This is a genomic window from Mesorhizobium sp. M1342 (assembly GCF_040317955.1).
Lineage (GTDB): Bacteria > Pseudomonadota > Alphaproteobacteria > Rhizobiales > Rhizobiaceae > Mesorhizobium.
In genome coordinates, this window is record NZ_JAMYLI010000024.1 from 57972 (window position 1) to 70771 (window position 12800).

The 12800-nt window shown below is 62.8% G+C and carries 11 protein-coding genes; 5 read left to right on the plus strand and 6 right to left on the minus strand.

Annotated features, from left to right (window positions below; translation table 11 throughout):
• Positions 1-61: 61 nt before the first annotated feature.
• Together NKH06_RS23470 and NKH06_RS23475 are read left to right on the plus strand one after the other, a co-directional pair.
• On the plus strand, positions 62-1372 hold the full coding sequence (locus NKH06_RS23470; protein ID WP_352894198.1) for a flavin monoamine oxidase family protein: 1311 nt from the start codon (positions 62-64) through the stop codon (positions 1370-1372).
• A gap of 210 nt (positions 1373-1582) precedes the next feature.
• Positions 1583-1993: a hypothetical protein gene (locus NKH06_RS23475; protein ID WP_352894200.1), complete on the plus strand. Its 411-nt coding sequence runs from the start codon at positions 1583-1585 to the stop codon at positions 1991-1993.
• Between the two features lie 40 nt (positions 1994-2033).
• On the opposite strand, the gene NKH06_RS23480 is transcribed toward NKH06_RS23475, so the two are convergent.
• Positions 2034-4172: an ATP-binding protein gene (locus NKH06_RS23480; protein ID WP_352894202.1), complete on the minus strand. Its 2139-nt coding sequence runs from the start codon at positions 4170-4172 to the stop codon at positions 2034-2036.
• Positions 4173-4256: 84 nt separating this feature from the next.
• On the minus strand, positions 4257-5030 hold the full coding sequence (locus tag NKH06_RS23485) for a response regulator (protein ID WP_196815325.1): 774 nt from the start codon (positions 5028-5030) through the stop codon (positions 4257-4259).
• Positions 5031-5076: 46 nt separating this feature from the next.
• Here NKH06_RS23485 and NKH06_RS23490 point away from each other — a divergent pair, with 46 nt between their 5' ends.
• On the plus strand, positions 5077-5778 hold the full coding sequence (locus tag NKH06_RS23490; RefSeq protein WP_127271440.1) for a response regulator transcription factor: 702 nt from the start codon (positions 5077-5079) through the stop codon (positions 5776-5778).
• 72 nt (positions 5779-5850) lie between these two features.
• On the opposite strand, the gene NKH06_RS23495 is transcribed toward NKH06_RS23490, so the two are convergent.
• Both NKH06_RS23495 and NKH06_RS23500 read right to left on the minus strand, forming a co-directional pair.
• Positions 5851-6018, minus strand: coding sequence for a hypothetical protein (locus tag NKH06_RS23495; RefSeq protein WP_352894204.1), 168 nt, complete (start codon positions 6016-6018; stop codon positions 5851-5853).
• A 56-nt stretch (positions 6019-6074) separates the two neighbouring features.
• Positions 6075-6407, minus strand: a complete 333-nt coding sequence (locus tag NKH06_RS23500) for a hypothetical protein (protein WP_023811017.1) — start codon at positions 6405-6407, stop codon at positions 6075-6077.
• 353 nt (positions 6408-6760) lie between these two features.
• Here NKH06_RS23500 and NKH06_RS23505 point away from each other — a divergent pair, with 353 nt between their 5' ends.
• The gene (locus NKH06_RS23505; protein WP_023811018.1) at positions 6761-7222 is read left to right on the plus strand and encodes a L,D-transpeptidase; all 462 of its coding nucleotides are present in this window, start codon (positions 6761-6763) and stop codon (positions 7220-7222) included.
• Between the two features lie 195 nt (positions 7223-7417).
• On the opposite strand, the gene NKH06_RS23510 is transcribed toward NKH06_RS23505, so the two are convergent.
• The gene (locus NKH06_RS23510; RefSeq protein ID WP_023811019.1) at positions 7418-10501 is read right to left on the minus strand and encodes an efflux RND transporter permease subunit; all 3084 of its coding nucleotides are present in this window, start codon (positions 10499-10501) and stop codon (positions 7418-7420) included.
• A complete protein-coding gene (locus tag NKH06_RS23515; protein ID WP_128305042.1) occupies positions 10498-11829 on the minus strand; it encodes an efflux RND transporter periplasmic adaptor subunit in 1332 nt (443 codons plus the stop codon). Before NKH06_RS23515 ends, NKH06_RS23510 begins: the two co-directional genes overlap by 4 nt.
• 146 nt (positions 11830-11975) lie before the next feature.
• Between NKH06_RS23515 and NKH06_RS23520 the strand changes: the two genes are divergently transcribed.
• Entirely contained in the window at positions 11976-12509 is a 534-nt protein-coding gene (locus tag NKH06_RS23520; protein WP_023811021.1) for a TetR/AcrR family transcriptional regulator, read from the plus strand.
• Positions 12510-12800: the final 291 nt, after the last annotated feature.

The following is a 12800-nucleotide window of genomic DNA, read 5'->3' on the forward strand; positions in this document are numbered from 1 at the left end:
CCCGCCGGCATATGTCGACAAGGACATACTTCGTCTGTGGAAGCCGGATGCGATTGGGTGGATGCTGAAGACCTTCACGGATGAGGGCGGCGAATTCGAGCGAACCGATGTCGTCATCGTCGGTGCGGGTTTCACGGGCCTGTCGGCGGGGCTCGAGATGAAGAAGGCCGACATCGATTTCATCCTGCTCGAAGCACGCGACCGCGTCGGCGGACGCGTCGAGTCCCGACTGAACGGACTTGGCGAACGGATCGATAGTGGCGGCCAGTTCCTGTGCGAGGACATGCCGGAATTGATGGCGCTGATCGAGGCGCGCGGCAAGACGCTGGTTGAAACCTATGTCGATGGCGATTTCATCACCCAGCCGACGATGTCCGTACAAAGAGCAGAGCGGATCTATGACGCGGCAATGGCAATCCGCGAGCGCATGAACGGGATCGATCCGGACGACGTCTCGATTGCGGGGCTGACCGTTGCCGACTGGCTTGCCCGCCAGCGCGATTCGGCCGATGCCAGGGCCGTCTTCCGTTCGATGATCGAAGGTCTCTGGTGCATGGCGCTGGATCGGATTCCTCTCTGGTATCTGATCGACAATGACCGACGCGTCACCAACGAGGTGCCGGAGCTGCAATATTTCGTGCGCGAAACCATGCATTCGCTGGCCGAAGATCTGGCCCGCGACCTTGGCGATCGGTTGCGGCTCAGCGAGCCGGTCACGCGCATCGAGCACAGTTCGCAAGGTGTTCTTGTCGTTTCGGCCGGGGGTGCCATCGAGGCGCGCGCGGTTCTGGTTGCCGTCCCCCCGGCGACGGTGACGGAGCTCGCCTTTGTCCCTGCCTTGCCGGCTGGACTGGGGCGGGCGCTCGGCGCCTGGAAAAGCGGCGCGGCTATCAAGATCCTGGTGCGCTATGCCAAACCGTTTTGGCGCGGGCGGGATTTGAACGGCATGGTGTTGTGGCTCGATCCGCCGGGGCTGTTTGCCTGCGACGCCGGCAAGGATGTGGAGCATGCCGCGCTCGTCGTGTTCGTTGGCGGGCCGCTCGCGCTGCGCTGGCGCGACCTCGGCGAGCCGGAACTGCGTGCGGAGTTAACCGGCCGGTTGGAGGCAGCCCTTGGCCCGGATGCCGGTGGCGTCATCGATTTCAGTTTGCGTGACTGGATAGGAGATCGCTGGAGCGGCGGCGCGTACAGCGATCTTGTTGTCGACGTGACAGCAAGAGATGCCGAGCGAACGATCCTTGCCGGCGCACCCCCGGTGTATCTCGCCTGTTCAGAACTCTCGCCGTCGTTTCCGGGGTATGTCGAGGGCGCTATCATTGCCGGGCGTATCGCCGCGCACAAGATCATTGCCGAGCTTCGAGCTCCGGCCTGAGCCTGATCTTTTCCGAAAAACTGTTCGGCAAGATCGGTCGGGTTGCGCCTCGAGCCCGAGCGCCGTCGAAGCTATGCCCGATTTTGCCCGACTTCGCCCGAATGCTGTTTCGAATTCGTTACAATGCCAGTCCTTCGCCACCCCATCGTTGTTACAAAGTGCGGATAAGTTCATTTCACCGCCAAAAGAAACTCAGCGAAGGGGAAGGCAATGCATGCGAAAATCCAGACGATCCGCGGCGAGAGCCGCCTTCAGGCTCCAGAGCGCAATGACCGCCGTCCGAAACTGGCGCTGCGCCAGCGGGCCAGCGACCACCCCATGGCGATGTTCATGGTGCTGGCTGCTTGCGCCTTCGTCGGCATGGCGTTCACGCCGACAATCGGGCCGGCCTTCGCTTCGTTGAATCCGCCGTCCAATCTCATCGACGGCGCGCAGACGACGACCAGGACCGCGCGTCTGCCGGTGCCGGTGACCGACTTCGCCTGCAAGGGCCAGGCATGGGGTGCCGAGAGTATCGATTGCCTGCGCGCCATCGCCGAACAGTCCGGAACACACAAGAACCGCGCCATCCGCATGATCGCCAATGCCGCACCCTTGGCCGATACGCCGAATATTTTCTGATTTTGTCGAAGCATGATCCGAAACCGTTCCCGCTTTGGGATCATGCTCCGGACTCCCCGAGCGCTCCCTCCAGCGCGCTCTTCTTCGGCCCCCGCCCTTTCAAGACCGCCTGTTCGGCAATGGCGGACAGCACACTGCGCACATCCAAAGTGCTGAACGGCTTTTCCAGGATCTGCGGCCGCTGCTGTGCCGGCAGCGCCTCGATTTCGGCTTTCGCACCGATCAGGTCGCCTGTGACCAGCACGAAACGCCGTGCCAGATCAGGCTTTTCGGCGAGCAACTCGCGATAGATCGATATGCCGCTAACGCCGGGCATGCGCAGGTCCGAAAAGACGATGTCCGGCGGCATGTGGCCGCTCAAAGTGGCGGCGCCCGTTTCCCAGACAGGAACGATCCGTGACTTGATGCCCATCAGTTCGAGAATGTCGGAGAGCGAGCCGGCGACATCCGGCTCGTCGTCGATGATCAAGGCATGGCGCAGGCCGCTCGATCGCGGCTGGTTCTCGCCGGCGGTGGCGAGGCCGGCCACGATGGCCGGCAGCTGGACGACGAAGCGCGCGCCTCTCGGGAGCACTTCCTCGAACCAGACATTGCCATTGTGCCGCTCGATGATCGATTTCGAGATCGACAGGCCGATGCCGGTGCCGACACCGACCGGCTTGGTGGTGAAATAGGATTCGAAGATGCGGCTGCGGATCGTTTCCGGCACGCCGGGCCCATTGTCCTCGACCGAGAAGCAGGGATGACCCCGGTCGCTGCGGAACGTCCGCACCTTGATCAGCCGGTCGCCGGCAATGCCGGCCAAGGCGTGCTGGCTGTTGATGAGGAAATTGGCCGCCACCTGCGTCACATGGTCGGCGTCGGCCATGGCCAGCAGCGGGCCGGCGGCGAAATCGGTGTCGATGGTGATGCCGCTTGAGCGCGCGCCATAGGCGGTCACTTCGAGTGCCGACCGGATCACCTGGTTGAGGTCGGTTTCGGCTTGTGCCGCGGGATGGAGGCGGACCATCGACAGGAAGCTCTTGACGATGCGGCCGCAGCGCTCGGCGGCCGCACGGACTTTCTCGGCGCGCACCTTGGTCTGCGGGTCGGAAGCGAATTCGTGCAGCAGCGTCGATTGCGCCACCACCACGGCCAGCGGGTTGTTGAGCTCGTGCGAGACGCCGGCCAGCAACGAACCCATCGCCGCCATCTTCTCGTTCTGGTGCAGCTTCTCGCGCTGCCGGCCGATCTCCTCCTCGGCGCGCAATTTGTCGCGGAGGTCGCGGATGGAGCCGAAGATCAGGCGGCGGTCGGCAACCCGCATCTCGGTCGCCGTCAGCTCGATCGGGAACACTTCGCCGGCGGCGTTCTGGGTCACCGTCTCGAGCCGTTGGCCGACCATCGGCGCGCCGCGGCCGGACATGTATTCGGCCCCCGAAGCATAGCCCTTGCGGTAGTAGATCGGCACGATCGTATCGAGCAGGTCCTTTCCGAGGATGTCGCTGCGCTGGAAGCCGAACATCTTCTCGGCAGCCGGATTGAATTCGATGATCGAGCCGGTCTCGTCGATGACGACGATGGCGTCGAGCGAGGCCTGCAGCATGGTGCGGCGAATGACCTCGCTGGCGTGGGCGTCGGAGGGCGAGCGCTCGATGGCGTCGCCGATGGCCAGCGCGATGATATGCAGCGTCGCCTCTTCCTCGTCCGTCCATGCACGCTCGTTGACGCAGTCATTGACCGCCAGCGTGCCCCAGAGATGGCCATGCGCGAAGACCGAGACCGAGAGGAACGATTTGATGTTCTGCTTCTCGAAATCGGTCCTCAGGAAGCCTTCGAGGTCGCGCGTGTGCCCGGCGAAGATCTTGCCTTGCCGTTCGTCCTCGGCAAGCCGCTCCAGCAGGGGGTCGGAATTGACGATCGATTGCATGATGACGGTCGGCGACGCCAGTTCGCCGCCGAAAAGAGGGTCGATCCAATAGGCGGCGACGGATTGGGCGAAGCCCTGGCCGGGCAGTTCGCGCAAGCGAAACAGGATGCCGCGCTGGCAATCCATGGCCCGGCAGAGCGTTTCCAGTATGCCGTCCATCTCGCGCTGCCAGTCGCCAGCCTCGCGAAGCCGGCGAACGACGCGCACGGCCGCCATCGCCGCGCCCTGCCTGAACCCTTGCATATCGGTGCTTGCTGCTTCAGCGATCATCTTGTGCCGTCATTCCGGAGTCGTGCCAATTCGGAGTCGTGCCAATTTCGGCTGGCGAGCAACCGAATCCTTCTGGCCCGGTGCTCAGTTGCCGTCGCCGGCCGGCAGCGAGAAGATATAGCCCTCGCCGCGCACCGTGCGCAGGAATTTCGGATTGGCGGGATCGGCCTCGATCTTCTTGCGTAGCCGCATGATGCGAATGTCGACCGCGCGTGACGATTCCGGATCTTCGGTGAAACCGATCGCCTCGGAGATAGCGGCGCGGGTCAGCAGCCGGTTAGCGCGGGTGAGGAAAATCTCCAGCACGTCGAACTCGCTCTTGGCCATATCGATCACCGCGCCATTGGCGCCGGTGACCAGTCTGCCGTCGAGATCGGCCTGAAAGGGGCCGAAGGCAACGGAACGGCGATCCGTCCCGGCCTTGTTGTCCTGGAGCTCCTTCGGCTGGGGAACCCGGCGCAACACGCTGCGCACCCTGGCCAGCACTTCGCGCAATTCGTAGGGTTTGACGATGTAGTCGTCGGCACCGAGTTCCAGCCCGACGATGCGGTCGAGCGCAGTGCCGGCCGCGGTGGCATAGATGATGCCGATCGGCAGTTTCGAACGCAGCCAGCGGCCGAGCGAGAGGCCGTCCTCGCCGGGCATGGCGATGTCGAGAATGGCGAGATGAAACGATTGCGTTTCAACGAGGCTGCGCGCCGCGGCAGCACTTTCAGCGGTGGCCACGTCATAGCCGGATGCGCCAAGATATTCGGCGACCGCGTCCCTGAGGTCGGGCTCATCCTCGACGATGACAATTCTTGCCCGCACGATGCTTTCGCTCCCACTTTCAGTGGAAAGTAGATTGGGTATAAACATCATGTCCAGCACTCATATCCGGGTTGCCAGGGAACGGTTGGAAAAGATGGCCGCACGATCCGTTATTGCGCTCGTTTCGGTAGCCGAAGTGGTGGCGACCGAACTCGCCGACCATCTCGAGCGGCGCGGCCACGATGTGCATCAGGCACGTCAGCCCTGGGAGGCCGAATCGCTGCTGTCGGGAAAGGGCATCGACGTCGTCGTCGTCGGCGACAGCCTCAGCCAGGCGGAGGGACGGGACCTGCTCAGACGTTATGGCGGCCAAGGAGGAGGCGGCGAGGGCGGACCGGATTTTATCCTCATCTGCCGGCCGGCCGATCTTGTCGACAAGGTGCTGGCGCTGGAGCTTGGTGCGGCCGACGTCGTCGAGAGCCCGCTCAATGTCCGTGAACTGGCCGCCCGTGTCGGCGGCCTGCTTTCGCGCCGCGGCAGGGGTACCCAGGAACTGATCGTGCTGGAGAACGCGACCGTCGATCTGAGGTCGGCCATGGTCATGCATCGCTCCGGCTCCGAGGAACAGCTTTCGCCCGGCCAGGTGGCGCTGCTCAGGTTGTTCCTGGCCAGTCCACGCAAGGTGCTGACGCGTGACGATATCATCGCCGCGGCACCGGCCGAAAACGCCGACGCCTTCGATCGTTCGATCGATTCGCGCATCGTGCGGCTGCGCCGCAAGCTCGACACCGACACCATCACCACAATACGTGGAGCCGGCTATCGGTTCGATCCGCCGCGGCAATTCGCCGACTGACTGCCGGGTACTGGCACAATCCCTTTTTTCGGGCATCGGATTTTCCATCTCTGGGCCCGATGCTCCTGATACTCAGCGTACCAGCAGAAGCGATGGCCCCACCGGCATGTCACTGCCCATGGTGAGTTCGCTTGCATGGGCGCGGTCCCTGAGAAGCATGGTGGCAATGCCGGCAAAGCCGAGCAGGCCTTGGGCGTAAAGCAGTGCGGACAGCACCGAAGCAGCGAATTTCGTTTTCATCGTCGCAGTTCCCCAAAAATGCCAATTCTCTAGAAATGAACCTGTTGCGGGTCGCTTCAGGATACCCCCGAAGTGCCCGCGCCGCCCACGGAGCCCCCCGTCGCGGCGCGGGCCTTCGGTCCTCTCGGCAGCAAGTTGCCGGAGGCGCCGCGCAAACCCGTCAGCCTAAGGCCGACCCGCCAGAGGGCCTTTAGCCGGGCGATGCGCAGGCTGGAAACAATCCAGACCGTGGCGAAAAACAGTGCGGCATGCAGCGTCGAAATCTCGCCTGATGTCATCGCGCCGAGGCTTGTCAGCGGGGTGCCGGCAACCGTGCCGACGCCGCCGATGACCGCTGCCGCGATGCTGATCCTGAGAAGCCAGGACAGCGCGTTCGATTTCGTTCCCATGTTCGTTACCGGCTGTTTTCGTTGCGTCAACTTTGCTCGCGGCTCGTATCCGGATCATGCCGCTAGGAGCCGCGCTTTGTTGCAGGTTGGTTTCGATGCCGGCGGTTGTTCTTTCACATGACGCCAATTCGCACTTTCGTTTGGGGGCGGATACTCATGTTCCGACTCTTGGTCTTGGCTGGGCGGGCCTGCCGAGCCTTTCTAGCCAGGCTTATAAGGAGGCGTTTGTTAACTAGTGGAAACAGATTCGAAACAGAAACGAGTGTTTTGCGAAATCACGTCGAAACATGACGTTGGGATAAGCGGCTATCGAATTGGAGCCGGCCTAACCGGCAGAGAGAGGGGACTTCATCATGCATACCGCCATTTCCGCCAAACTCATCAACATCACCGCCGCTGCCTTGACTGGTGCAGCACTGCTGCTCGGCGCCGGCTCGGGTGCGGCGCACGCCGCCAACAAGATCGTGGCGCGCGTTTCGCTTTCGCAGCAGATCATGGAAGTCTCCGTCGACGGCCGGCCGACCTTCGCCTGGAAAGTCTCCACCGGCGACCGGGCCCATGTGACGCCGACCGGCTCGTTCAAGCCGACCCGCATGCATGAAATGTGGTACTCGAAGAAATACGACAACGCCCCGATGCCGCACTCGGTCTTCTTCAGCGGCGGCTATGCGGTGCACGCGACCTACGCGATCAAGCGCCTCGGCCAGCCGGCTTCGCATGGCTGCGTGCGGCTGCACCCCGACAACGCCGCCGATTTCTACCAGCTCGTCGAAACCTTCGGGGCGACCAACACCAGCATCGTCATCGTCAAGTAGCAGGCTGTGACCGACGGCGTGTCAGCATGCTGCCGCGCCTCGAGGCTCCCGCTGGAAAACGCTGCGGTATCGAGCACAGCTCGAACCGGGTATCGAGCCCAGCCAAAAGAAAGAGGCCGGGAGATTCCCGGCCTCTTTTCTTTTGCTTCCATCGATTTGTCCTGCACATTTCCGGGCGGGACTCCCTCGACCGCCCTAGCTCGGCAGTGCCGGCATCAGCTTGGGGTCCGGCTTCTCCGCCAAATGAGGCAGATCCTTGCTGGCGATGAAGGTGTAGAACATGGGCACGACGAAGAGCGTGAACAGGGTTCCGACCAGGATGCCGGTGAAGATGACCAGGCCCATCGAATAGCGGGCCGCGGCACCAGCGCCGCTGGACGTGATCAGCGGCACCACGCCGAGCGCCATCGCCGCTGTCGTCATCAGGATCGGCCGCAGGCGCACCTTGGCCGAGGCGATGATGGCGTCGCGCCGCCGCATGCCATGTTTTTCACGCTGCTGGTTGGCGAACTCGACCAGCAGGATGCCGTGCTTGGTTATCAGACCGATCAGTGTGATCAGGCCGACCTGCGTGTAGATGTTGAGCGTGCCGAGGCCCAGATTGAGCGGCACGATCGCGCCGAAGATCGACAGCGGCACCGCCATCATGATGATCAGCGGGTCGCGGAAGCTTTCAAACTGCGCCGCCAGCACCAGATAGATGACGACCACGGCGGCCGCGAAAGCGATCAGGATGGTGTTGCCCTGTTCCTTTTCCTGCCGCGATTGACCGGAATAGTCGAGGAAGAAGGTGTCGGGCAGGCTCTCCTTGGCAATGTCCTCCAGCGCCTTCAGCCCGTCGCCGGTCGTGACGCCGGGCAGCGGGAGCGCCGAAATCGTCGACGAATTCAGCTGGTTGAACTGCTCGATTGCCGCCGGCGCCGCATTGGTCGAAATCTTGACCACCGCCGATAGCGGCACCATCTCGCCCGTCACGCTGCGCACGAAGTATTCGCCGAGCTTGTCGGGGTTGTCGCGAAACTCTTGCGGCACCTGCGGGATGATGTCGTAGCTGTTGGAGTCGCGGTCGAACTGCGCCACTTCGGCGCCGCCGACCAGCAAGGTCAGCGTGCGGCCGATATCGGCGATCGGCAGGTTCAGCGCCGCGGCGCGGTCGCGGTCGATGGTCACCGTCACCTCCGGCGCGTCATAGGCCATCGAATTCTGCACGACGATGAAGCGGCCGGAGGCCTGCGCCTTGTTCTTGATCTGCTCGGCCACCTCGTACACCTCCGAGGAAGCGCCCGTCGATCGCACCACCATGGAAATGGGCAGGCCGCCACCGGAGCCCGGCAACGTCGGCGGTGCAAAGACGAAAGCCTCGACACCGGCCACTTTGGCGATACGGGCCGTAATGTCGGCTTGCAGTTCCTTCGAATTGCGCTTGCGTTCCGCCCAGTCCTTGAAGGCATAGCCGACGAAGGCGCTGTTTGTCGTGCCGCCGAAGGCGACGGCCGAGAACTGCGCCCGTGTTTCGGGAATATCCTTCACCAGGCCGAGGATCTGGTTGACGTATGTCTCGGTGTAATCGGAGGTCGCATAACGCGGCCCCGTCACAATCGAGAGCAGAAAGCCCTGGTCTTCTTCCGGCGCCAGTTCGCTCGAGGTCTTGGTGAACATGAAGCCGGTGACGCCGACAAGCGCAAGCACGATGATCAGCGTCAATGGGCGATAGTTCAGTGATCCGGTGACGGCCCGTTCATAGACATGCTCGACGCGCGCGAAGGTGCCGTCGACAATGCGCTGGAAACGGCCCGGCGTGCCGGACTTCAAGAGGCGTGCCGACATCATCGGGGTGATGGTGATGGCAATGACACCCGACAGCACCACCGAGCCGGCGAGCGTGACCGCGAATTCACGGAACAACGCGCCGGTCAGGCCGCCGGTGAAGGCCAGCGGCGCGAACACGGCGGCCAGCGTCATGGTCATGGCAACGATGGCCGACGATATTTCGCGCATACCGCTGAACGCGGCCTGCATCGGCGACATGTGGTCTTCTTCCATATGGCGATGGATGTTCTCCACCACCACGATGGCGTCGTCGACGACCAGGCCGATCGCCAGAACCATGGCCAGCAGCGACAGCAGGTTGATCGAGTAGCCGACCGCAAACAAAAGGAAGCAGACGCCGATCAGCGACAACGGGATGGTGATGATAGGCATCATCACCGACCGGAAGGAGCCAAGGAACAGAAGAATGACGACGATGACGATGGCAACCGCCTCGGCGATGGTCTTGAACACCTCTTCGATCGAGGCGCTGATCTGCCCGGTCGCGTCGTAGACGACCTCGATCGTCATTCCCTTCGGCAGTGTCTCCTGAATCTGTGGCACCAGCTTGGTGAGCGCCGCCGCCGTGGTCAGCGGATTGGCCGCCGGCGTCGGGAAGATGGCGAGGAAGGTGCCGGGCTTGCCGTTGAACGAGACCCTGGTGTCGGTGTTCTCGGCGGCGAGTTCGACGCGAGCCACGTCGCGCAACCGCACCACATTGCCGTCAGTCGAGCGCAGCGGCAGCTCGGCGAAGGCCTCCGGCGTCTGCAATGTCGAGCGCACGGTGATCGAGGAAACGACATACTCGTTCTGGGTGTTGCCGGGCGCCGACAGGAAGTTGGAATTGTTGATCGCCGTCAGCAGTTCGGAGGCCGTCACGCCGCGCGCGGCAAGCTTGACCGGATCGATCCAGACGCGCATCGAGTATTCCTGGGCGCCGAAGATCTGCACGTCGGCGACGCCTTCGACCGTCGACATGCGCGGCCTGATGACGCGCTCGATATACTCCGTAAGCTGCTCCTTCGTCATGTTCGGATTTTGCATCGAGATGTACATCATCGCGAACTGCTGGCCGGTGCCCTTGACGATGACAGGGTCCTTCGATGCGTCCGGCAAGGTGCCGCGCACGCCCTGGACCTTGGACAGAACTTCAGTCAGCGCGACGTCGGGGTTCGAGCCGAGCTTCATCTGCACCGTCACGGTGCTGGAGGACGGGCGGCTGGACGAGGTGACGTAGTCGATGTTTTCGGTCGAGGCGACGGCGCGCGCGATCGGGGCGGAAATGAAGCCCTGGATCAGATCGGCGCTGGCGCCCGGATAGGCCGTGGTGATGGTGATCGCCGTTTCGTCGACCTTCGGATACTGCCGGATCGACAGGTTGAAGATGCCCTGGAAACCCAGAAGCAGGATCATGCAGCCAAGGACCGTCGAAAGAACAGGCCGGCGAATGAAGAGATCGGAGATGCTCATTGCTGGCCGGCCTGCTTGTTTGCCGATTTGGTCGGGTCGATGGTGTTGTCCACAACGACGGACATGCCGTTGAAGAGGCGGTTCTGACCGGCGGTGACGACTTCGTCGCCAGCCTTCAGCCCCTCGACGATCTCGACCATGCCTTGATTGCGGCGGCCGGGCTTGACGAACACCTGCGACAGCACGAGCGCGGGCTTGTCACCTTCCGCCGCCGGCTTGGCCGCATCGGGAGCCTGGTCAGTCGGCTTTGCCGCATCGGCGGTGGGCTTGGCAGCATCAGCCGCCGGCTTCATGGCATCGGCCGGCTTGGTGTCCGCAGGCTTGGCATCAGCCGATTTGTCGGCTGCCGGCGCGGCGGGTTTTTCCTCCGGCTTGGCAGCTGGCGCCGCCTCGGCGGGTTTGGCTGGCTGCACCACGAAGATGTAGTCGCCATAGAGACTTGTCGTCAGCGCCGTCTGCGGCAGGGTCAGCACGTTCTGCTCTTCGGGCAGCTCGACACGCACCTGCACGAACTGGCCGGGGGTCAGCTTGCCATCGGGATTGGCGACTTCCGCCCGGATGTTCACCAGCCGGCTGGACGAGTCGATCTTCGGGTCGATGCCGCGAATGGCGCCTGCGAATGGCCTGTCCTCACCGCCAAAGCCCAATCGAATCGTCTGGCCTATCTTGAGCAAGGCGAGTTGCTGTTCGGGAACCGAGAAATCGACCCGCATCGTGTCGAGATCCTGCAATGTCACCACGGCGGTGCCGGGCGCCAGATACTGGCCGATATCGATCCTCGGAATGCCCACCGTGCCGCCGAAAGGCGCCGTCAACTGCTTCTGCTCGAGCACGGCCTGCAGCTTGGTGACCTGAGACGCCGAGGCCGAGGCCGCCGCACGCGCCGTGTCCAGCGTCGAGTCGGAGCCAACGCCACGCCTGGTCAGTTCGATGGCGCGGGCAAGCGATGTCTGATCGAGCGCGGCCTGAGCCTTCTGTGCGTCGAGATCGGCGCGCTCGACGGCGTCATCGAGCTGCAGCAGAACCGCATTGTCCGCCACCTTCTGGTTGGCATGGAAAAGGATGTCCTTGACGATACCGGTGGTCTCGACCGTCAGGTCGACACCGCGCACGGCCTTGACCGTACCGATCGCCTCGACGCCGGGCGTCCAGGCCGAAGGCTTGGCGATGGTTGTCGAAACGGTTGCTGCCGGCGGCTTCATCGATGCGAAGTACTGCTTGATGCCGTTGTCACGCAGGAAGTTGAAGCCCACGATGCCGCCGACCACGACGACGAGCAGGGCCAAAACCAGAACAATGATAAATATACGGAGTATGCGCTTGAACAAGGAAGTCCCCTCAGTCGAAAATCCGGCGCGAAGCGCGGATATCGGGACACATATCGACTGCGGGTCCCGATTTCAAATAATGGCGGTCTTACTGTACCGTCTGGACGGTCTTGTCAATTGGGCCTAAGCTTGCGATGGGAGGCACCATGAGAGCCCAACGACCGAATTCGCGCGAGAAGATTCTCGCCGCGGCGGCTGATGTTGCCCGGGAATCCGGACCAGGCAGCCTGTCGCTGGATGCCGTCGCCAGCCGTGCCGGCGTGTCGAAAGGAGGGCTCCTCTACAACTTCCCGACCAAGGCCAAATTGATGCAAGGTTTGGTCGAAGGCTATCTGCGTGAGTTCGAGCACGCGCTGGAAGCCGCCCGCACAAATGACAAGGACGAAAATCCCCTGGCCGTCTACATCAGGCTGTCGGCCAATGATTGCGAGGAAAAGCAGCCGTCGGCGTCCTGGATCTTCTCGGCCATCGCCGAGGATCCCGATTTCATGATGCCGATAAAGACCTTCAAGCGGCAGCTTTTCGAGCGGCTGAAGGGCGAAACGCCGGATCTCAAATCGCTATTGATCTGCTATCTCGCCATCGAGGGATTGCGCAGCATGAACCTCTTCGATTCGGATGTCCTGTCGAAAGACGAGCGCGAGCTGTTGGTATCGTCCCTGCTCGAGATTGCCAAATAGGTCGCCCACCCGCTTTTCGGCCAGGCCTGTGCGTCAACGCGGTTCGCCGGCGTCACACAGGGTTCATCGTGCGGCCATAGCGTTCTTCCCAGTTCTTTGCTGCAATGCATCTGGAGTGGGACATGGTGGATATAGTTCCAGCGAGGCGGGCATTCCGAGACCGGATCATCCGCTGGAACAATCGGGCAGCGCGAAGTGGTTCCTGCCCGCCTTCGGCGTGCGCAGCGCCGCCCCATTGCAGCCGGAACCGTTCGCCGCCATCGTTCCGGCAACGCCCGACGCAATTTGCTG